At 64.5% G+C, this 20,416-nt stretch carries 14 protein-coding genes; 6 read left to right on the forward strand and 8 right to left on the reverse strand.

What is annotated here, in order from left to right; genetic code table 11:
- Positions 1-79: 79 nt before the first annotated feature.
- A complete protein-coding gene (locus XarbCFBP7408_RS04645; RefSeq protein ID WP_104561799.1) occupies positions 80-6,712 on the reverse strand; it encodes a DUF3320 domain-containing protein in 6,633 nt (2,210 codons plus the stop codon).
- 211 nt (positions 6,713-6,923) lie between these two features.
- Here XarbCFBP7408_RS04645 and XarbCFBP7408_RS04650 point away from each other — a divergent pair, with 211 nt between their 5' ends.
- Positions 6,924-7,415: a helix-turn-helix domain-containing protein gene (locus tag XarbCFBP7408_RS04650; RefSeq protein ID WP_104561809.1), complete on the forward strand. Its 492-nt coding sequence runs from the start codon at positions 6,924-6,926 to the stop codon at positions 7,413-7,415.
- Positions 7,412-8,068 (forward strand): nucleotidyl transferase AbiEii/AbiGii toxin family protein, encoded by a 657-nt coding sequence (locus tag XarbCFBP7408_RS04655; protein ID WP_104561811.1) that lies wholly within the window; start codon positions 7,412-7,414, stop codon positions 8,066-8,068. The genes XarbCFBP7408_RS04650 and XarbCFBP7408_RS04655 overlap by 4 nt, the downstream gene beginning before the upstream one ends.
- A gap of 593 nt (positions 8,069-8,661) precedes the next feature.
- Here XarbCFBP7408_RS04655 and XarbCFBP7408_RS04660 read toward each other — a convergent pair.
- Entirely contained in the window at positions 8,662-9,405 is a 744-nt protein-coding gene (locus tag XarbCFBP7408_RS04660; protein ID WP_104561813.1) for an SDR family NAD(P)-dependent oxidoreductase, read from the reverse strand.
- An 87-nt stretch (positions 9,406-9,492) separates the two neighbouring features.
- Here XarbCFBP7408_RS04660 and XarbCFBP7408_RS04665 point away from each other — a divergent pair, with 87 nt between their 5' ends.
- Entirely contained in the window at positions 9,493-10,056 is a 564-nt protein-coding gene (locus tag XarbCFBP7408_RS04665; RefSeq protein ID WP_104561815.1) for a TetR/AcrR family transcriptional regulator, read from the forward strand.
- A 90-nt stretch (positions 10,057-10,146) separates the two neighbouring features.
- On the opposite strand, the gene XarbCFBP7408_RS04670 is transcribed toward XarbCFBP7408_RS04665, so the two are convergent.
- The 4 genes from XarbCFBP7408_RS04670 to XarbCFBP7408_RS04685 all read right to left on the reverse strand — a co-directional run bounded on the left by XarbCFBP7408_RS04670 (position 10,147) and on the right by XarbCFBP7408_RS04685 (position 15,004).
- Complete coding sequence (locus tag XarbCFBP7408_RS04670; RefSeq protein WP_104561817.1) at positions 10,147-10,773, reverse strand: hypothetical protein; 627 nt, start codon at positions 10,771-10,773, stop codon at positions 10,147-10,149.
- 44 nt (positions 10,774-10,817) lie between these two features.
- Positions 10,818-11,945, reverse strand: coding sequence for a Cache 3/Cache 2 fusion domain-containing protein (locus XarbCFBP7408_RS04675; RefSeq protein WP_104561819.1), 1,128 nt, complete (start codon positions 11,943-11,945; stop codon positions 10,818-10,820).
- Between the two features lie 345 nt (positions 11,946-12,290).
- Positions 12,291-13,115 carry an alpha/beta fold hydrolase gene (locus XarbCFBP7408_RS04680; RefSeq protein WP_104561921.1) on the reverse strand — a complete coding sequence of 275 codons (825 nt, stop codon included), beginning with the start codon at positions 13,113-13,115 and terminating at the stop codon, positions 12,291-12,293.
- 542 nt (positions 13,116-13,657) lie between these two features.
- Entirely contained in the window at positions 13,658-15,004 is a 1,347-nt protein-coding gene (locus XarbCFBP7408_RS04685) for an Nramp family divalent metal transporter (RefSeq protein ID WP_104561821.1), read from the reverse strand.
- Positions 15,005-15,148: 144 nt separating this feature from the next.
- Here XarbCFBP7408_RS04685 and mntR point away from each other — a divergent pair, with 144 nt between their 5' ends.
- The 3 genes from mntR to orn all read left to right on the forward strand — a co-directional run bounded on the left by mntR (position 15,149) and on the right by orn (position 16,781).
- Entirely contained in the window at positions 15,149-15,616 is a 468-nt protein-coding gene (gene mntR, locus XarbCFBP7408_RS04690; protein ID WP_024939187.1) for a manganese-binding transcriptional regulator MntR, read from the forward strand.
- Positions 15,617-15,618: 2 nt separating this feature from the next.
- Positions 15,619-16,128, forward strand: coding sequence for a tRNA adenosine(34) deaminase TadA (gene tadA, locus XarbCFBP7408_RS04695; RefSeq protein ID WP_104561823.1), 510 nt, complete (start codon positions 15,619-15,621; stop codon positions 16,126-16,128).
- Positions 16,129-16,196: 68 nt separating this feature from the next.
- On the forward strand, positions 16,197-16,781 hold the full coding sequence (orn, locus tag XarbCFBP7408_RS04700) for an oligoribonuclease (protein ID WP_104561825.1): 585 nt from the start codon (positions 16,197-16,199) through the stop codon (positions 16,779-16,781).
- A gap of 209 nt (positions 16,782-16,990) precedes the next feature.
- On the opposite strand, the gene XarbCFBP7408_RS04705 is transcribed toward orn, so the two are convergent.
- Positions 16,991-17,953, reverse strand: a complete 963-nt coding sequence (locus XarbCFBP7408_RS04705) for a mechanosensitive ion channel family protein (RefSeq protein WP_104561827.1) — start codon at positions 17,951-17,953, stop codon at positions 16,991-16,993.
- The gene (gene ppsA / locus XarbCFBP7408_RS04710; protein ID WP_104561829.1) at positions 17,953-20,346 is read right to left on the reverse strand and encodes a phosphoenolpyruvate synthase; all 2,394 of its coding nucleotides are present in this window, start codon (positions 20,344-20,346) and stop codon (positions 17,953-17,955) included. The genes XarbCFBP7408_RS04705 and ppsA overlap by 1 nt, the downstream gene beginning before the upstream one ends.
- Positions 20,347-20,416 lie beyond the last annotated feature (70 nt).

The raw sequence follows: 20,416 nt of genomic DNA on the forward strand, positions 1-20,416 counted from the left end.
TGCGCGACGCAAGGCCCCGTTCCGAGTCCAATGGTGGTTCCTCCTGGTACGGCATGGTTCCCTTCCTGCGAACGTCTGCCTAATGTCCTGTCGAATGCACGGCTTGTTCCAAGCGTACTCGGCTGGAGGCCCGCAGCTGCTGGAGGCCCAGTCTCCGCGCCATTGCGTAATACACAGCTTCGTCTTTCGTTCCTTGTGCGATCACAGCACGGGCCAGCGAAGCCAGTTCCTGCAGGCTGATCTCGTCGACCGCCCGCACGCTGTCTTCGTCGGCAGGCGCCCGGAAAGGCGGCTCCGTTGCAGGATCGAGATGCTCGGGCCAGTAGAACGTGCCGATTTCTTCATCCGTCGTCCGATGGCGGGCTCGAGCAAGTTGGAACACGCGCTCGCGGATCCGCCCGCCTGTGCGTACCCAGCCGTGGGCACGGGCGATGCGGCGAGCCAGCAGGGCGTCGAGCACGGGGCCTTCATGATCGATGACGTGGGCGATCATGGCCAATAGGGTGTCGTTGTAATCGTCGTCGAAAAAGCGATCGGGATTGGCGCCGGCGACCGCTTCGGCCGGATGGGTGACCCGATAGAGCGAGGCTTCGGGTGGCGTTGTTTCTGCCTTACCGGCATGGGCTGGTGCTGCGGAGACCTGGCGAGCAAAGACTTCCTCTACTTGCTGCGATGGAGCTGTCGTCGGGACTTCTGGTGCGACCGGACCCGCATCCTGGATTGGGGCCGCCGTTTCCTCGTCTGGCTTCGTTACTGACGCCATAGCTTGCGCGATGGCCGCCTGCGCCAGGCGCTCGGCCTCAGCTTCGCGCTCGGCCTGTTCGGAGCGCCGCTTGCGCTGGGCCGTGAGCACGGCTTGCAGCCGGGCGTCCAGCCTGTCGAGCGTGCCGGCCGGATCGATCCACCAGTCGGTGGACCAGACCCGCACGATGTCCCATCCCAGGCCGCGCAGAACCTGCTCGCGCAGCTTGTCGCGGTCGCGTGCAGTGGCGCTGCGGTGGTAAGTGGCGCCATCGCATTCCACACCGGCCAGGTAGCGTCCGGGGGCGTCGGGATCGACGATTCCGAGGTCGACACGGAACGAAGAGGCGCCGATCTGCGGCTGGACGTGCCAGCCGCGCCGGGCCAGGGCGGTGGCCACGGCCTGTTCAAACGGACTGTCGAAGGCCCCCAGGCTGCCGCGGTTGGCTTCTGCCAGCGCACGGGCGCCGCGTTCGGCGAATTCCAGGAAGTGTTTGAGATCGCGCACGCCGATGGCTTGCGTTCGCGCCAAATCCATCTGCTCGGCGCGGAAGCTGGCGAATACGCGCAGTTCGTGACGCGCGCGGGTGATGGCCACGTTGAGCCGGCGCTCGCCGCCCTGGCGGTTGAGCGGACCGAAGTTCATGGCCAGTTGGCCTGCGGGGTCCGGGCCGTAGGTGATGGAGAAATAGATGAGATCGCGTTCGTCGCCCTGCACGCTCTCTAGGTTCTTGACGAACAGCGGCTCCAGTTCGCTCTCGGCGAAATAGGGCTCCAGCCTTGGATCCTGGCGGCGTGCCTCGTCGAGCAGGTCCTCGATCAGCTTCTGCTGCTCGGCATTGAAGGTGACCACGCCGATCGTCAGTCCGCTTTCGCGGAAGCCAGGCGCGGTCAGGCGCGCCACCACGTCGGCGACCAGCGCCTTCGCTTCGGCCGGGTTGGTCCGTGTACCGCCTTTCTGGTAGGTGCCTGAGACCGGCTGCAAGCTGACCGCGCGATCGTTGGTGACGGGGGAAGGAAAGGTGACCAGTCCGCCGTCGTAGTAGGCATGGTTGGAGAACGCGATCAGGCTTTCATGTCGGGAACGGTAGTGCCAGTTTAGATTCCGTGTCGGCAGATTGGCGCCGATGCACTCGTCGAGGATGCTCTCCAGGTCGGCCTCGACGTCTTCGTCGTCCAGCCCTGATTCGGCGCGGTCGAAGAAGGAGGTCGGCGGCAACTGTTTGGGGTCGCCGACCATGACGACCTGGCGGCCGCGGGCGATGGCACCGATCGCATCCCAGACCGGGATCTGCGAGGCTTCGTCGAAGATCACCAGGTCGAACGCGTTGGCCCCGGCCTGGAGGTACTGGGCGATGGACAGCGGGCTCATCAGCAGGCAGGGCGTGAGCTTGGTCAGCGCCTCCGGAATCTGGGCCATCAGTTCGCGCAAGGGCAGGTGCGCGCGCTTTTTGCCCATCTCGTGCCGCAGCAGCCCCCATTCGGAGTTGCGGCTGACGTTGTCCTGCGAGGGCAGGTCGGCGCACAGGCGGGCGCGCAGCCAGTCCCGGGTCAGGGCGGTGAAGCGCTCATCGAGCTCGCGGAAATCGCGGATGCGCTGTTCGTGCTCGGCGCTGACGAAACCGCGAATGACCGGCTCATGATCGACCACGGCGTTGAGCCACCAGCGCGCGTAGTTGGTCTCGAAAGTTCGGCGTGCTTGGTCCGGGCCGACCTGGCCTTGCTCGATGCCCAGGACCAGCGTGGTCAGCCCGAGTGCCAGCGCCTCGTCGCGCGCCTGGCGCCATGCGCACCAACTGCGCAGACTGTGTTCGGCGCGCACGATGGACTGGCTTTGCTCGATCAGCCCTTCGAGTGACATGGACTGCCACTGCGTCTGGGCGGCCTCGGCAAAATTTCCGGTGGTCGCGAGTGCCTCGCGCCGGGGTAGCAGCTGTTCCCATTTCTCCACGTATCGAGCGCCGGCCAGCGCGATTCGACCACCGGGCTCCAGCAATGCATTGGCATCGCCCAATAGCGTATGCAGCGGTGCCTTGCAGGCAGAGATCTGTTCGGGCGTGGTGGCCAGGCGGGCCAGCACGGCAGCCAGATCCTCTCGGAGCTGGCAGGCCTGCTCGAGGTCATCCAGGTGGGTGGCGAGACCTTTCCACAGGCCTGCGGTGGACTCGCGCAAGTCGTCCAGGGCGGCCAGTGCTTGTTCCGTATCGGCCCGCTGGCGAAGCGTCTGGTGGTCACGTGTCAGCGTGGGGCCGCAAGCGCCTTCCTCAACCAAGGTGTGGGCATCCAATGCACCTAGCTGGGCATGGCTGCGCCAGTCGCTCAGGAAGTCGAGTGCGGCACGCAGGCGGTCGACTGGTGTGGAGTGGCCTGCCCATAGGCCGTCGGTCGCCGTTTCCAGCGATGCCTGTGCCGCAATGTCCTGGTCGAGCTGGCGCAGTCGCCGTGCCCGTTGCAGATCGGCTTGCAGGGCGGCCCCGCATTGGCCGTTGGCGATGGCATCGAAGCCGTCGTCCTCCCAGGGCTGGCCTTCGCGTACGGCGGCCAGGGCGGTTTGCCAGCGCAGGGCCGTGCGTATCTTGTCCTCTTGTGTCTCCAGTCCTGCCCAGACGTCCGCACACTGCTGGCCTGGAACGATGGCCCGGATCTGCTGGCGCAAGGCGCGGATGGCCTTCCAATGCTGCAGATCGTTGGCGACGTCGGGCTGCGCGCCGCCTGTGATAGCGCTGGACAGTTGTGCTGTGACTTTGCGTTTACCCAGCCAGGACTTGGGCCAGAACGTCTGCTCGGCCTGTTCCCACATTTGCTGCAACTGGGCGACGTCGAGCTGTTCGATCGCCTTGCCGTAGGGAGCCGATATTGCCGAGTGGTGCTCGCCGAGTTGGGCCAGCAGGCCCAGCCCTTGGTTGAGCTGCACGGTGATGCGTATCGGCCAGGGCTCGCCGAGTTCTGCGCGAGTCTGCCGGTGCTCGGCGAGCAGGGCCAGCCCGTCGGCGCAGGCGGTCATGACAGAAGCGGGCCACGGCGTGGACAGCTGTATGTTCAGTTCCGCATGGCGGCGCACCAGTGCCGCGCCTTCCTGAAGGCGTTGGCTCAGGCTGCGTGCGTCGGGCCGCAGGACAAAGCGCCAATCATGTCCCGCCGCCAGAGGCAGGCGTTGGGCCAGGAGCAGCAGCGCTTCGCAGGTTTCGGGCGTCAACGTGGGAGAGGGCAGGCCGATGGCCTGGACAAACGCCTGGGCGGATTCGATCGTCGCCTGGACGGCGGGAAGCACATCACGCGCAGTGGCGATCAGTTGCTGCTGCCAGGTGGGCGACCAGTCTCCCTGGCCGACCAGGGCCAGGGGGTGCTGCGCCAGCGCGGCATGGCCAATGGCTTGTGCATTGACTTCCAGGCGGTCCACGGCACTGCGCAACTGTTCGATGCCAGCATGATCGTGCTGATCGGCCGAGGGCCAGGCCAAGTGAAGTGTCGGGACGTCGTGTCCCGCGCTGACGGTGCCGATGGCATCGAACAGGCTCAAGCCGTTGCGGCGACGCTGGTGAAGGCGTTCCACATAGATGTTCAGCGCATCGCGCAGGCGCTTGAGTTTCTCGGCCTCGGCCCGCCATTGCTCGGCATCGGCCTGGCCACTGCTGGACCAAGCCGATTGCAACTGCGCCAGCACGTCGAGCTTGCGGGCTTTGCTCGAGTGCAGCTCCAGGCAGAACTCGCCCAGGCCGATTTCACGCAGGCGCCGGTAGACGACGTCCAGCGCCGCGATTTTCTCGGATACGAAGAGAACGCGTCGGCCCTGTGCCAGGGATTGTGCGATCAGGTTGGCGATGGTCTGGCTCTTGCCCGTCCCCGGTGGACCGATCAGGACGAAGTCCTTGCCCTGCGAGGCGGCCAGCACGGCTGACAACTGCGAGGAATCCGCCGGCAAGGGGCAGAATACCTGCCTGGGGTCGAAGTGCTGGTCCAGTTCGCGCACTTGCGGGAACGGAGCGCCCAGTGGATAGGCATCGCGCGGGGTGTCCAGCAGGTGGCGCACGACCGGGTTCTCGCGTAACTGTTCGCTGTGCTCGGCCAGGTCTTTCCACATCAGATACTTGGCGAACGAGAACATGGACAACACCACGTCCTCGGTCACTTCCCAGCCCTTGATGTCCTTGATGGCGTGGCCGACAGCCTTCCATACCGCAGCGACGTCCAGGCCGGCATCGTCCCGCGGCAGTTCGCCTTCGAGCGTGCCCAGGCTCAGTTCGAAGTCCTGGCGCAGCATCTCGATCAAGGTCGGATTGAAGCGGGGCTCGTCGTCATGCAGGCTGAGCGTGAAGCCCGAGCGGGCGCTCTTGCGCTGCAGGCTGACCGGCACCAGGATCAAGGGCGCGCGGTAGCGCTGACCGTCACGGTCTTCGCGGGTCCAGGACAGGAAGCCCAGGGCGAGATAAAGCGTGTTGGCACCGCCTTCCTGCAAAGTCGTGCGAGCGCTGCGAAACAAATCGACCAGGCGTGAATCGAGTTCGATCTCGGGAACGCCAACGAAAACCTCGCCTTTCTGCAGGGCTTCCAGCGCGTGCGCACGGCGCACGTTCTCGCGTTCGCGGGCTTCGTAGATGGCCTGATCGCGCGGATCGGCACCGTCCATCAGGTCCGGACGCGGGCGCAGCTTCAGGGACTGGCCGCTGGCCAGCAGGTCTTCCAGCGCGCCAGGGTCCGGTGCTTCCAGCTTGAGTGCTTTCTTGCCGGCCTTGAAGTTGAGCAGGTTGTTGCGAAGCGACAGATCCAGCAGCTTGCGTTGCCAGCGAAGCAGCCGGTCCTTGGGATCGAGCTGGCTGGCGTCTTCTGTATTGGCTGGCGCACTGTCGGGCAGGTCAGGCGCGTCTTCGATCACTGATACGGCGGGCGAAGACGGCGGCGCTTCATTGTCTGACACCGCAGCAACTGCCGCCTCCGCACTGGCCAATGGCTTGATGCGCTGCAGCCGCGCCCGGCGGATGTCCACAGCCAGGCGGAATCCCGCATCCTGAGATTCATCAACCTGCTGGGCACCGCGTTCGGTGGCATAGCTGAAAGGGACGGTGGGGCGCTGGGTGATCAGGGTGGTCTCGAACAGCACCAGTTCCTTGAGCCTGAGGCGCTTGCGCAAAGCGGTCACGTCGTCGACGACCGTGTTGGAAAACTCCTCCGGTTGCAGCCAGACCCCTGCAAAGGCATGGCCCTCTGTGAAGACCAACAGGGGGTTCAACCCTGCCTGCTCGAGTGCGGCGCAGAACAGCAACGTGAGGTCGAAACACGTCCCCAGCCCCGAGCTTTCGATCTGGCTGGGACTGCGCACCTTCTGGCCCGACTGCTCGAAGCTGGCCGGGGGCAGTGCATAGTCCAACTGCATGCCAGCCGTGGCCCCCCAGAGGGCCGAAGCCAGTTCCCAGGCGCGTTTGGCGCCGCCGGTGTAGCCATCCAGTGCGGGGTTGCGATCGTTCTGCCGCAACACCTCGGCGGTTCTCTTGAGCAGCCGATCCACGGCCGGATCGTTGGGTTGGACGAAGGCGGCGACCAAGTCCGGCAGATGCGAGATGCCGCCCCATTGGTTGCGTGGCAGCAGCTCCAGATGGCTGTCGCACTGCGCGAGGGCCGGGGTGGAAGCATCCGCGCCCACGGAGCGCAAGGCCAGCGAGACCGTGGCCGTCTCGGCCTCGGTCAGCCGCGCCAGCAATCCGCCGTCCAGATTCATGTCCAGGTTGCGGATCGGATAGCGGGAGCCCGCGGCCAGCGCGTCGATCCGCCAACGGCGCGGCTTCAGAAAGGGCGGATCGGACGTCAGGACCAACTCGACCTGCTCATGCTTCTGATCGGTCTCGTTGACCAGCCAGAGATCCCGCAACAGCGGGACCGCATTCTGAAAGTCCGCCAAGTTCAATTTGGCGATCAGGGTAACGTCGATTTTCAATTCGGCAGCGGTGGCCGAATCTTCCAGTTGTGTGTCGTCCATGGAATCCCCAGCAGTGCCCTGTCGTAACGCGCATGACGCCCTGTTACGCCCTGCCAGGATATTAGCGCCAGCTGGCAGAGATGTCGGCTAGATAAGAGCCATCGCAGCGAAATAGGGCGGACGGCCTGCACATCTGCCTTCTTGCAGGTGGTGATAGGCGGGTGTATTGTGTAAAAAATATTAGTCATTTAGCCTAACTATCGCGCCTGTCATGAACCTCATCGATCTCGGCCATACCGTGCGGACCCGGCGCACTGAGCTGGGCCTGTCCCAGGCGCAGTTGGCGCACTTGAGCGGACTGTCTCGGCAGACCCTGGTCGGCCTGGAAAATGGCACGCTGAGCGATCTTGGCGTCAACCGTGTGGGGCAGGTGACGGCGGTACTGGGCTTGGACAGTCCCAAGCTCGATACGCAAGCGAGGCGTAAGAAGCGCGGCCTGTGGATGGCGGCCAAGACGGTTAGCGTCAGCTATGCACGTGAACTGGCGCCCGAGGCGCTGGAGCAGGCCCTGGCGAGTGGCGAAGTGCCTGCTCCATTTGCCCCTCACCTGACACATTTACTCGACGAGGCGCCTGTGCCCATCGTCGTGATGGCCGTGGAAGAGGCGGCCTCGCGTGCACACCTGCCGCCAAGGCAGGTCTGGCGCAACGTGGCGAAGCTGGCTGGGTCCTTGTCCGTGCACCGTCGGGCGCTGTGGGCATGAAGCCCGTGGCACTGCCCGGCGGTCCATGGGAGAAGCTTTTCCCGCGGGCGTTGGCGCTGATCGACGAGATCAGCCAGTACGGCGGCATCACGGACCCGTTCTGGACCCTGGGCGGTGGAACCGTGCTTATGTTCCGTCACTGCCATCGGCTGAGCAAGGATATCGACATTTTCGTGCCCGATCCGCAGTACCTCGGCTTTGTCACGCCTCGTTTGAGCGACTCGGCGGCGGACTTGACGCAGGACTACACTGAGCAGCCAGGCGCCTTCGTCAAACTGCAGTTCGAGGAGGGCGAGGTCGACTTCGTTGCCGCTCCCAATCTGCTGAACGACGCCTGGGACACCTGGGATATCGGCGGTCGCGCTGTGAAGGTGGAGACAGCCGCCGAAATCATTGCCAAGAAGATGTACCACCGTGGCGATCGGGTTACGGCGCGTGATCTTTTCGACCTGGCGCTCGTGATCGAGCGCGAGCCTCAGCAGCTTCTGGCGGCGACGCCGTTTCTCCTACGCCATCGGGAGGCGTTTCTGTCCCAGATCCAGGCGCCGCATGCCGGCCTGCGCGCCGCGTTCAACGCCATCGCCATGCTGGATTACACGCCCAGCTTCGATCATTGCGTCGCCGTGGTCGGGGATTTCCTGGGTGAACTGTAATCCCTTAGCGTGTGGTCGTTCCCGGTCGTAGTGGAGCGCGCTAAATCGACAATAAGCCCGGAAGTGTCGACGCCGCGCAGGTCGCTCCATAACCCGCACCAGCATTAAACGCGTGTTTTGACGGTAGATCGCGACGGTATATATTTGTCGATCACTAGAAATCCCTCACTAGAAATCCCTTAAATCACAGGGATTTACGAGGCCCGTTGATGACAGAGGGGGAGTGACATCGGCCTTTCGATGACTGTCGCCAGTCGTCGAGATGATGACGCAAGTATCGATGATGGTGAAATAGTCCGGGTGCGCATGCGCCCGGACCCCGCCGTTGGCGGGGAAGGGTGAGGCGTTCTGCACTCAGGTACGTTCGACCTTCGCGGATGATGGGATGCTGGCCTGCGCCTGTGCCGTTGCTGGATGCCAGGATCACCCTCTAGAAGAGCGGGCTGCCTCGCGCCTATGCGTCAAACAAGATCGCACAGCGGGATGCTCTGCGCTTGCCGAAGCGTTTCGACCAGAGCCGCAGCCATGCCTGCACGATCAGCACGGCTTCGACACGCAGGATCGCCGTGCACCCCACGCGTCTTGCCCAATGCCTAAACCGCAGCGACACCACCGTCGACGAAAAGCTCATGGCCGGCGACAAAGCTGCTCTCGCTGGATGCCAGGAAGAGGACTGCCCGTGCTACCTCGTTCGGTTCGGCCAACCGGCCAAGCGGAACACTCTTGCTCAGCGCCTCTTCAACTTCGGGCTGCGAATCGAGGTAGCTGCGTATCAGGCGCGTCTGCGTGCCACCAGGCGAGACGACGTTCACGCGGATGCCTCGCTCCTTGAGGTCAGTGGTCCAGCTTCGGGCAAACGAGCGCACCGCGGCCTTGCTGGCGTTGTAAAGAGACTGGCCTGGCAGGCCCTTGCTGCCGGCGATGGAGCCGTTGAGGACGATAGCGCTGCCCGCAGTCATCAGCGGTAGCGCTTTTTGCACGGTGAACACCATGCCTTTCACATTGACGTCGAAGGTCGTGTCGAAATGCGTAGCGTCGATCGCGTCGAGGGGGACGACCTCGTAGATGCCCGCATTGGCGAACACGACATCGACCTTGTGGTGATCGCGTTTGATGCGTTCGTAAAGCCGCGCGACGTCGTCGGAGTTGGTGACATCGCCTTGCACACCGACTGCTCCGTGGCCGATCTTCTTCACGGCCTCGGCAAGTGTGTCCTGCCGACGCCCGGTGATGTACACGTGCGCGCCTTCCATTGCGAACAGCTTCGCCGATGCCAGGCCGATGCCGTCGCTGCCCCCGGTGATCACCACCACTTTGTCTTCGAAACGGTTCGTCACTTGCTGGTGCCTTCTTCAAATATGGAGGATTGCTCCACTTATAATATGGAGGTAGCCTCCACTTGACAAGAATGAAGAGGAAAAAGCGTGAGTGATGAACCTGCCCTTCGGGCTGACGCGCAGAAAAATCGGGAACTCATCCTTTCTGCAGCTGAAGCGCTTTTTCTGGAAAAAGGAGCTGGTGTCCCGCTCGAGGAAGTTGCCAAGCGCGCAGGTGTCGGCATCGGTACGCTGTATCGTCGCTTTCCCACGCGCGAGGCACTTTTAGCCGCGACCAGCAACGAGCGTTTCCTGTCGCTCGCGCAAGCCAGCCGTGCGCGCGACCGAGACCTTGCTCCAGGCGAGGCGGTACGCGCGTACCTGGAAGAACTTGCCAGGAACACGAGCATTTATCAGAGCCTTGCTGCTTCGATCGGGGCTGTTATCCAATGCGGGACACCCGGCTGTCATGCGATCACCGCGGAAGGGCGCCGGCTGCTTCAGCGCGGGCAGGACGCGGGTGCGATCCGTGGCGACGTCACGTATGAGGATTTCATTTGCGTGGTGACTGCCATCTCCCTTGCAGTCGAAAATGACCAATCATCGAAATCGCGTATCGGGCATTTCGTCGACTTGTTCTTGAATGGCATAAGCGTGAAAAGTCTGGATTAGCCAGCGATAATTCCGCTATCTCCGCACGAGTGGGCGCAAAAAAAAACCGCGCAATGCGCGGCTTGATCCTGAATCTACTGCAGTTGCGCGTCAGCGCAGCTTGGCCAGCGCCACGCGCGCATCGGCCATGAATTTCTGCGTTTCCTGTGGCGTGGAGAGGTTGGCGCCGAGCTGATTGAGCACCTGCTCGATGTCGCTCGATGCGTCCCAGGCTTCGTCGCAGAGCATGCCGGCGATCGGGCCGAGATAATTCAGCGCGACTTTTTCCAGTGCATCGCGGACCTGCTCGTCGGGTGCGGCGCCAGCGCCAGCGGATGCAGGTGCTGCGCTCGGTGCGGCGACAGACGCTGCTGCGGCCGCTGCCTGAGCCGCTGGAACTGCTGCACGCGGCGGTGCCGGCGCACCACCCAGATCCTGTTCGAAACCGCCCAGCAACCACTGTCGCGAGTCGTCGCTCAGCAGCGAGGGCTTGCCCATGCCGGCGCCGGGGTCGGCCTGGAAGCGGGCCTTGGCCGCATTGACCATGGTGAGGCGTTGCACCGCCTCGTCATTGCGCAGCATGCGGAACACCACTTCTTCGATCTGCCCGGCGTTGAGGCGGATGATGCAGGAGTGGTTCTCCTCGGTGACGATGAACAGAAAGCCGGACGCCTTCTTCAGTGCCAGCGCCTTGAGCTCGCGCAGGACCTCGATCAGCGGACGGAATTCAGTGGACATGGCGTCTTCCTTGCAGCATCTGGTACGGGGTGGGTGCGCGCGGCTCAGCGTTTGCTGAGCCGCTCCATGGCCAGCCGGACACTGTTGGACAGGCGGGAGATGGCGCGCGCCAGGGTACCAATTTCATCCTTGAGGTTGACCTCGTCGATGGTGTGGTTCCACTTGCCCAGGCTCAGCTCTTCGGCCACGGTGGTCAGGTGCTGGATCGGGCGCAGCACGCGGCTCCAGATCAGCGCCCACTGCAGGCCGAGCAACAGCGCGCACACCAGCAGGCCGATGCCGGCGATCCACAGCGACTGGCGCACGATCACACCATTGACGTCGCTCCTGGGATAGGCCGAGACCAGGGTGAAGCCCCAATCGGGCACTTCCTGCTTGGTCACCACCCAATCGTCCGGCGTTTCCTTGACGATCCGCTCGATGGTGGCGGTATCGGTGGTGGCGCCGGTGGTGGACTGGAAGCGCAGCTTGTTCTTGCTATCGAACACGGCGATGAAGCCGGAGTCGAGCACGCGCCGGCTGCTGACCACGTTTTCCAGCGCCTGGGTGTCGGCCTTGTAGCCCACGTACCAGGCACCGATCACGCGCTTGTCGTCGCCGGCAAAGATCGGCTCGTAGCCGGTGACGTACGGGTTGCCGAGGATATCGACCACGCCGTAGAAGCTTTCGCCGTTGCGCAGCTTGGCGGCGGCCTGGCCGTTGGGATCGAGCACGGTGCCGACGGCGCGGCTGCCGTCGTCCTTCTTGACGTTGGTGGAGATGCGCACGAAGTCATTGCCGGTACGCGAGAACAGCGTGGCGGTGCCTTCGTGGATGGCGGTGACATCGTCGAGCATGTCGAAGACGTTGGCCTGCGCCTTCTGGCCCAGCAGCAGGTCGTTGGCGCTGCGATCGCCCACGCGCACTTCGTTGCCGATGCTTGCGGCGCCGCGTGCGTTGGCGTCCTTGCGCAGCTGGCGCATGGAGGAATTGACGCGATCGAGCATCATCACGCGGGTGACCGAGAACAGGGTCTGCAAGGACACCGACTGCCGCTCGATCGCGTCGCCGGTCTCGAACTTGACCCGGTTCGCTTCGGTAATGGCCAGAATGACCGTCAGTGCCACCACCACGACCAGCACCAAGGCCAGCACCGGCAACAGCAGGCGCACCCGCAAAGAGTGACGAAGCATCGCAATTCCCCTGAACGCGTTTAGTGATTGAAGCGAATGCCGTCGCAGCCCCCCGGCAGCGGTCGGACCTAGCCGTTATCGGCTGTTGCACACCATGCTGAAGCGGCCCCCGCGCCGCTGGCGGTGTATACGATAGCTCAAGCCGATCGATTTGGAAGCGCGGCGGTTACGCCAAGTGGCGTGGCGTTCAAGAACGGTCGAGAACGTCACAGGCTTGCGGCGCGATGGGTGTGGCCGACGAACGGCGCGATGGCCTTTGCGCGCCTGGAAGCCGGCGGCGCCGAGGAGAAACGCATAAAAAAGCCGACTCTCGCGAGCCGGCTTGGTGTCGCGAATCGAACCGGATCAGGCTTTGGCGAAGGCCAACAGGTCCTGGTTGAACTGATCGGCGTGGGTGACGGGCAGGCCATGCGGAGCGCCGGCGTAGATCTTCAGTTCGGCGTTCTGGATGATCTTGGCCGACAGCTTGCCCGATGCATCGATCGGCACGATCTGCTCGTCGTCGCCGTGCACTACCAGCGCCGGTACATCGATCTTCTTGATGTCAGGCGTGTAATCGACCTCAGAGAATTCCTTGATGCAGTCGTACTGGCCCTTGTGTCCACCCAGCATGCCCTGCAGCCAGAACGCATCGCGCATGCCCTGGGTGACGGTGTTGCCGTCGCGGTTGGCGCCGAAGAACGGCGTGCTCAACTCCTGATAGAACTGCGAACGGTCCTTGGCCACACCCTCGCGGATGCCGTCGAACACGCTGATCGGCAGGCCACCCGGGTTGGTCGGGCTCTTGACCATCTGCGGCGGCACCGCGCCGACCAGCACCACCTTGGCCACGCGCTTGCTGCCATGGCGACCGACGTAATGCGCCACTTCGCCACCGCCGGTGGAATGGCCGACCAGGATCGCGTCCTGCAGATCCAGCTGCTCGATCACGGCCGCCAGATCGTCGGCGTAAGTGTCCATGTCGTTGCCGTCCCAGGTCTGCGACGAGCGGCCATGACTGCGACGGTCATGCGCGATCACGCGGAAGCCGTGTTGGCCCATGAACAGCATCTGCGCATCCCAGGCATCGGCGCTGAGCGGCCAGCCGTGCGAGAACACGACCGGCTGGCCCTTGCCCCAGTCCTTGTAAAAGATGTTGGCGCCATCGGGGCGGGTGACGAAATTGGGCATCGGGTTGACTCCGTTGTTGGTCGGATGGGGCGGTGTGGTGGGATGGGCGCGCGCCGCCGCGGCAGCACTGGTCAAGCTCGGCAGCGATAACGCCGCCACGGCGGCCGTGCCGGAGATGAGAAAGCTGCGGCGTCCGGCGTCGGCCGGATGCGGCTGGAACGGAGGCATAGAAACTCCTGGGGGAGGGGGGCATGCATCCCGGACGTCGCGTGACGGCGCAAGCGTGTCACCACGACGCGCCTGCAAAGGCACCACCGCCGCAGGCCGCGAACAGGCCGGTGCATGCGGCAAGTAAAGCGCTTGGTGGACACCTGCAGATTGCACGCGCGTGCGCAGTGCGGCGCCGGATATGCCGGCTGTGATCCAGGCGCGCACTGGCATGACACGACAAGACATCGCATGCGGCCAGGCCGGCCCGGGTGGCTGCGCGCAGTCGGGCAGGGCGTTGCGCCGATCGCTGTGCAGGCGGCACGCGCAATGGACCGTGCGCGTGTCAGCCTCGACCGCACAGGCCGGTCACTGCGGCCGGTTGCCGGGGCCGATCACTGCAGCGCGGTCTCCCACAGCAGCTTCAGGTTCAAGCCGACGATCACCGCCGCAATGACCCAGGCGATGCGCACCAGCCACGGCGGTGCCACCAGCGTACCCATCAATTCACGATCCGACACGAAGCGCACCAGCGGGATCACCGCAAACGGCAACTGCATCGACAGCACCACCTGGCTGAGCACCAATAGCCGCGCGGTACCGGCCTCGCCATACAACCAGGTCACGATCACCACCGGCACGATGGCGATGCCGCGCGTCAGCAGGCGCCGCAGCCACGGCGGCAAGCGCAGTTGCAGGAAGCCTTCCATCACGATCTGCCCGGCCAGCGTGGCGGTGACGGTGGAATTGACGCCGGAGGCCAGCAGCGCCACTGCAAACAGCGTCGAGGCCAGGCCCACCCCCAGCATCGGCGCGAGCAGGGCATGGGCCTGTTCGATTTCCTGCACGTCGGTGCGGCCCTGCGCATGGAACACCACTGCCGCCAGGATCAGGATCGAGGCGTTGATGAACAGCGCGAACATCAACGCCACGGTGCTGTCGGTCACCGCCCAGCGCAGTGCCGACTGCCGGCCCGGGTCGGTACGCGGATACGCGCGTGTCTGCACGATCGACGAATGCAGGTACAGGTTGTGCGGCATCACCGTCGCACCGATGATGCCGATCGCCAGATACAGCGCACGCGGGTCGGTGACCACCTGCGCATGCGGAATGAAGCCGCCCAGCACGGCGGCGATCGGCGGTGCCGCCAGCGCGATCTGGATGCCGAAGCAGACGAAGATGATCAATAGCAGCGCGATCACGAACGCTTCCAGCGCGCGGAAGCCGCGGTTCATCAGCAACAGCACCAGCACCACGTCCACCGCGGTGACGATGGCGCCCACGGTCAGGGGGATGCCGAACAACAGCTTCAAGGCAATGGCGGTGCCGATCACCTCGGCCAGATCGCAGGCGATGATCGCCAGTTCGCAGATGCCCCACAGCGCCAGGTTCACCCCGCGCGGGTAACGCGCCCGGCAGGCCTGCGCCAGGTCCAGCCCGGTCGCGATGCCCAGCCGCGCCGACAGGCTCTGCAGCACGATCGCCATCAGGTTGGACAGCAGGATCACCGACAGCAGCAGATAGCCGAATTGCGAGCCGCCGGCCAGGTCGGTGGCCCAGTTGCCCGGGTCCATGTACCCGACCGACACCATGTAGCCCGGACCCAGAAACGCCAGCAGCCGGAACCACCAGTGGCCGCCCTTGGGGACCGCGACGCTGGCGTGGTGATCGCCCAGCCCGCCATGGGCCGCGGCCGGCACGGGGAGGGGCGAGGCTGGGTGAGGACGCAGATCGACGGACATGCGGAGCAGGCTGGCAGGGAGTCGCACCGATCATATAGCAACTGCTATGCTGTTGAGCATTGGCAATTTAAATCGTAATGATCGGCTGCGTGCTTCAAACTACGCATCCCGGCACTGGCGCCGGACGTGATGACGGGGATGAGGGTGGGCAAGAGCGAAAAGCTGGAAGCAGCCGCGCCGGCGCTGATCGACGCACAGGTGCATATGGAAAGCTTCCGTCAGGTGCGCGAAGCGCGCCGCGCCGAGCTGGTCGAGGACTATGTGGAGCTGATCTCCGACCTGCTGGTCGACGGTGGCGAGGCGCGTCAGGTCGATATCGCCGCACGCCTGGGCGTGGCGCAGCCGACCGTGGCCAAGATGCTCAAGCGGCTGGTGCGCGACGGCTGGGTGGTGCAGCGCCCGTACCGCGGGGTGTTCCTGACCCCGGCCGGCGAGGCGCTGGCGGCGTCCAGCCGGCAGCGCCATCAGATCGTCGAACGTTTCCTGCTCGCTCTGGGCATCGACGAGGCCACCGCGCGCCGCGACGCCGAAGGCATCGAGCACCATGTCAGCGAAGCCACCGTGGCCGCGTTCGCCGCGTTTCTGGATCGCCAGGGCGGTAGCGCCGCGTGAGCATGCCGGTGGAAACGTCGGTGGATGCGGCGCAGGCGCTGATCGACCAACAGTGGATGCAACGCGCCCTGCAACTGGCCGAGCATGCCGAACGCGACTTTGACGAGATTCCGGTCGGCGCGCTGCTGATCGATGCCGATGGCACCGTGCTGGGCGAGGGCTGGAACTTCAATATCGCCAGCCACGATCCCAGCGCGCATGCCGAGATCATGGCCATGCGCGAAGGCGGCCGCCGCCTGGCCAACCACCGGCTGATCGGCTGCACGCTGTATGTCACGCTGGAGCCATGCGCGATGTGCGCGATGGCGATGATCCACGCACGCATCGCGCGGGTGGTGTTCGCCGCCAGCGACCCCAAGACCGGCGCCTGCGGCAGCGTGTTCGATCTGCCCGCCGACCCGCGCCACAACCACCGCGTGCAGGTCAGCGGTGGCGTGTTGGCCGCCGAAGCCGGTCTGCGGCTGACCAATTACTTCAGGGCCAAGCGCGGCAAGCCGCCCCTTGCGCCCTGAGCGGCGCGGCCGCGGTATGATGCGCGCCCTTCAGTTCCGGCCGGCGACGGCTTCCACAGGACGGCGACATGGCAGACACCCTTGCAGGCAACGACCGACTGGTCTGGATCGATCTGGAAATGACCGGCCTGGATACCGATCGCGATTCCATCATCGAGATCGCCACCATCGTGACCGATGCGCAGTTGAACGTGCTTGCCGAAGGGCCGGAGCTGGCCATCGCCCACCCGCTGGCGACGCTGGAAGCCATGGACGAGTGGAACCGCAATCAGCACCGCCGTTCGGGGCTGTGGCAGCGCGTGCTCGACAGCCAGGTCACCCACGCCCAGGCCGAAGCGCAGACGGTGGCCTTCCTGAGCGAGTGGATCCGCGCCGGCGCCTCGCCGATGTGCGGCAATTCGATCTGCCAGGACCGCCGCTTCCTGCACCGCCAGATGTCGCGCCTGGAGCGCTATTTCCATTACCGCAACCTGGACGTGTCCACCATCAAGGAGCTGGCACGGCGTTGGGCGCCGACGGTGGCCAATGGTTTTGCCAAGAGCTCGGCGCACACCGCCCTGAGCGATGTGCGCGATTCGATCGACGAGCTGCGCCACTACCGCCAGTTCATGGGCGCGCTCGGCGGCGATACTGCAGCGGGTGTGGAAGGCTAAAAACGCCAAGGCGGTATTGCGCAGTCGGACATGCAGCCGTGCGAGGCGATCGCCGGATATAGGGTGCGGCGCGCAGGTGAGGCGCCTCTCAGCCTCGCTTCTCGCATCCCTCGCAAACCCGGTTCGGCGCCATCCACGCGCACAAAAAAGGCCGCATCGTCCGATGCGGCCTTTTTTGTGAGCATGCACTATTGCCAGTGTTACCCGCATCAGCGCGCCAACGAAGGTCCCTTGTTCAGGTCGCCATCGTCGGTGATGCCTTTGAGCAACAGATCGGAGATCGGCTTGCCGTCGGCATCGTGATGATACACGTGCAGGTCGCGCTGCGGGTAGGGGATGTTGAGTCCGTTTTCCAGCAGCTGATTGCGGATACTTTCCAGCGTGGTGCTCTTGGCCGCGCCGAAATTGCCGTTGGTCGCATATGCGAACACCATCAGATCCACCGTGCTTTCGCCCAGGTTGGTGACCTGCACGAACGGTGCCGGCGACTGAAGGATGTTCGGATTGTCCTTGGCGATCTGCAGCAACAGCTGCTGGGCCTTCTTCAGATCGTCGCCGTAGCCCACGCCCACGGTCACTTCCAGGCGCCGGTTGGGCAGGGTGCTGTAGTTGACGATCGGCGAGGTGGTGATGGTGCTGTTGGGCAGGGTGATCATGCGCTCGTCGAACGCGCGGATCCGGGTCTGGAAGATCCGGATCTCGTCGACGATGCCTTCCTGGCCGGCAATCACCACATGGTCGCCATCGCGCATCGGCCGCAGCACGATCAGCATCACGCCTGCAGCGATGTTGGACAGCGAGTCCTTCAACGCCAGACCGACCGCCAGGCCGGCCGCACCCAGCACCGCGATCAGCGAGGTCGGCGGCACGCCGATCTTGCTCAACGCGCTGACGAAGACCAGCACCAGCAACAACGCGTAAAGCACGTTGCGCAGGAAGTTGGTCAGCGTGATCTCGACGCGCGCGCGGGTCAGCGCACGGTGCAGCCACTGGCTGAGCTGCTTGGCCAGCCACATGCCGACCACCACGATCAGCAGGGCCAGCCCCCAGTTGAGCGCATATTGCGCCCACGGGATATTGGCCCAGTTGAACGCCGGCTCCGCCGTCCTGGCCGCCACCGGCCTTGCAGCGACTGCTCCCGCCGCCGCCAACATCGCACCCAACATGCCCATCAGCCCTCGCTCTTCAGCTTGGCCAGACGCAGCCAGGTGTCCACCACGGTGTCAGGATTCAGCGATACCGACTCGATCCCTTCCTGCATCAGCCACTCGGCCAGTTCCGGATGATCGGACGGCCCCTGGCCGCAGATGCCCACGTACTTGCCCTTGGCGCGCGCCGACTTGATCGCCATCGACAGCAGCTTCTTGACCGCCGGGTTCCGCTCGTCGAACAGGTGCGCCACGATCGACGAGTCGCGGTCCAGGCCCAGGGTGAGCTGGGTCAGGTCGTTGGAGCCGATCGAGAAGCCGTCGAAGATCTCCAGGAACTCATCGGCCAGCAGCGCATTGGACGGCAGCTCGCACATCATGATGATCTTTAGGCCCGGCTTTCCATCGGCACCGTCGCCTTGCTTGAGCCCGTTCTGCTCCAGCACCTCGATCACCTTGCGGCCTTCTTCCAGCGTGCGCACGAACGGGATCATCACCCAGAGGTTGTCCAGGCCCATCTCGTTGCGCACCTTCAACACCGCCTTGCACTCCAGCGCGAACGCCTTGGTGAAGGACGGGTCGACGTAACGGCTGGCGCCGCGGAAGCCGATCATCGGGTTTTCTTCATGCGGCTCGTAACGCGAACCGCCGATCAGGTTGGCGTATTCGTTGGACTTGAAGTCCGACAAGCGCACGATCACCGTGTTCGGCGCCACCGAGGCGGTCAACGTGGCGATGCCTTCGGCCAGACGATTGACGTAGAAGCTCACCGGATCGCCGTAACCGGCAATCTTGGCGTCGATCTTCTTGCGGACGTCGGCGTCCTGCTTGTCGTATTCCAGCAGCGCGTTCGGGTGGATGCCGATATGCGCGGCGATGATCATCTCCAGACGTGCCAGGCCGATACCGGCGTTGGGTAGCTGGCCGAAGTCGAATGCGCGTTCCGGGTTGGCCACGTTCATCATGATCTTGAGCGGGGCAGGCGGCATGTTGCCCAGGTCGGTGGTGGTGCGCTCGAACGGCAGCAAACCATCGTAGATGAAGCCGGTATCGCCTTCGGCGCAACTCACCGTCACCTCCTGACCGTCGCTGATCACATCGGTGGCATTGCCCGAGCCGACCACCGCCGGTACGCCGAGTTCGCGCGCGATGATCGCCGCGTGGCAGGTGCGGCCGCCGCGGTTGGTGACGATCGCCGAGGCACGCTTCATCACCGGCTCCCAATCGGGGTCGGTCATGTCGGCGATCAACACGTCGCCGGCCTGCACGCGATTCATGTCGTCCAGCGAGCGCACCACGCGCGCCACGCCGCTGCCGATCTTGGCACCGACCGCACGGCCTTCGACCAGGATCTTGGCGTCCTTGGCTTCCAGCGCGAAACGCTCGATCTGGGTGGCATGGCTGCGCGACTTCACGGTCTCCGGACGCGCCTGCACGATGAACAGCTTGCCGCTGACCCCGTCCTTGGCCCACTCGATATCCATCGGGCGGCCGTAATGCTTTTCGATCACCAGCGCCTGCTTGGAGAGCTCCTGCACGTCTTCGTCGCTGATCGAGAAGGTGCTGCTCAGTTCCATCGGCGTGTCTTCGGTGCGCACGCGTTCGCCGGGCACATCCGAGTACACCATGCGGATCGCCTTGCTGCCCAGCGAGCGGCGCAGGATCGCCGGCTTGCCTGCGGTCAGCGTGGGCTTGTAGACGTAGAACTCGTCCGGGTTGACCGCGCCCTGCACCACCATCTCGCCCAGGCCGAAGCTGGAGGTGACGAACACCACGTCGCGGAAGCCCGATTCGGTGTCCAGCGTGAACAGCACGCCGGCCGCACCGACGCCCGAGCGCACCATCAATTGCACGCCAGCCGACAGGAACACGTCTTCGTGCTTGAAACCATGGTGCACGCGATAAGCGATCGCGCGATCGTTGTAGAGGCTGGCGAACACTTCCTTGACCTTGTGCACGACATCGTCGGCGCCGGTCACGTTGAGGAAGGTCTCCTGCTGGCCGGCGAACGAGGCATCGGGCAGATCCTCGGCGGTGGCCGACGAACGCACCGCCACGGCCACTTCGCCCCCGCCGTTTTCCGCACACAGTTGTGCGTATGCGCTGCGGATATCGCGGTCCAGTTCCGGCTGCAGCGGAGCATCGATCACCCAGCCACGGATTTCCTTGCCGGCGACGGTGAGGGCAGACACGTCTTCGACATCCAGCGTTGCAAGCTTGTCGAAGATGCGCTTGGACAGGTCGTTGTGCGCGATGAAGTCCTTGAAAGCCTCGGCGGTGGTCGCGTATCCACCGGGAACCGAAACGCCAAGCCCGGCCAGGTTGCCGATCATCTCGCCGAGCGAGGAATTCTTACCACCTACGCGGGCCAGATCGGCCAGGCGTAGCTCATGCAACCACAGGATATTCTCGTTCAAGCGCGATGCTCCGTATGGCCATCGCCCGAGCGGGCTGGATGGCCGCGTCCGTAGGAAGAAGCCGCTATGA

Source organism: Xanthomonas arboricola pv. guizotiae, assembly GCF_002940205.1.
In the GTDB taxonomy this organism is placed as follows: domain Bacteria; phylum Pseudomonadota; class Gammaproteobacteria; order Xanthomonadales; family Xanthomonadaceae; genus Xanthomonas; species Xanthomonas arboricola_C.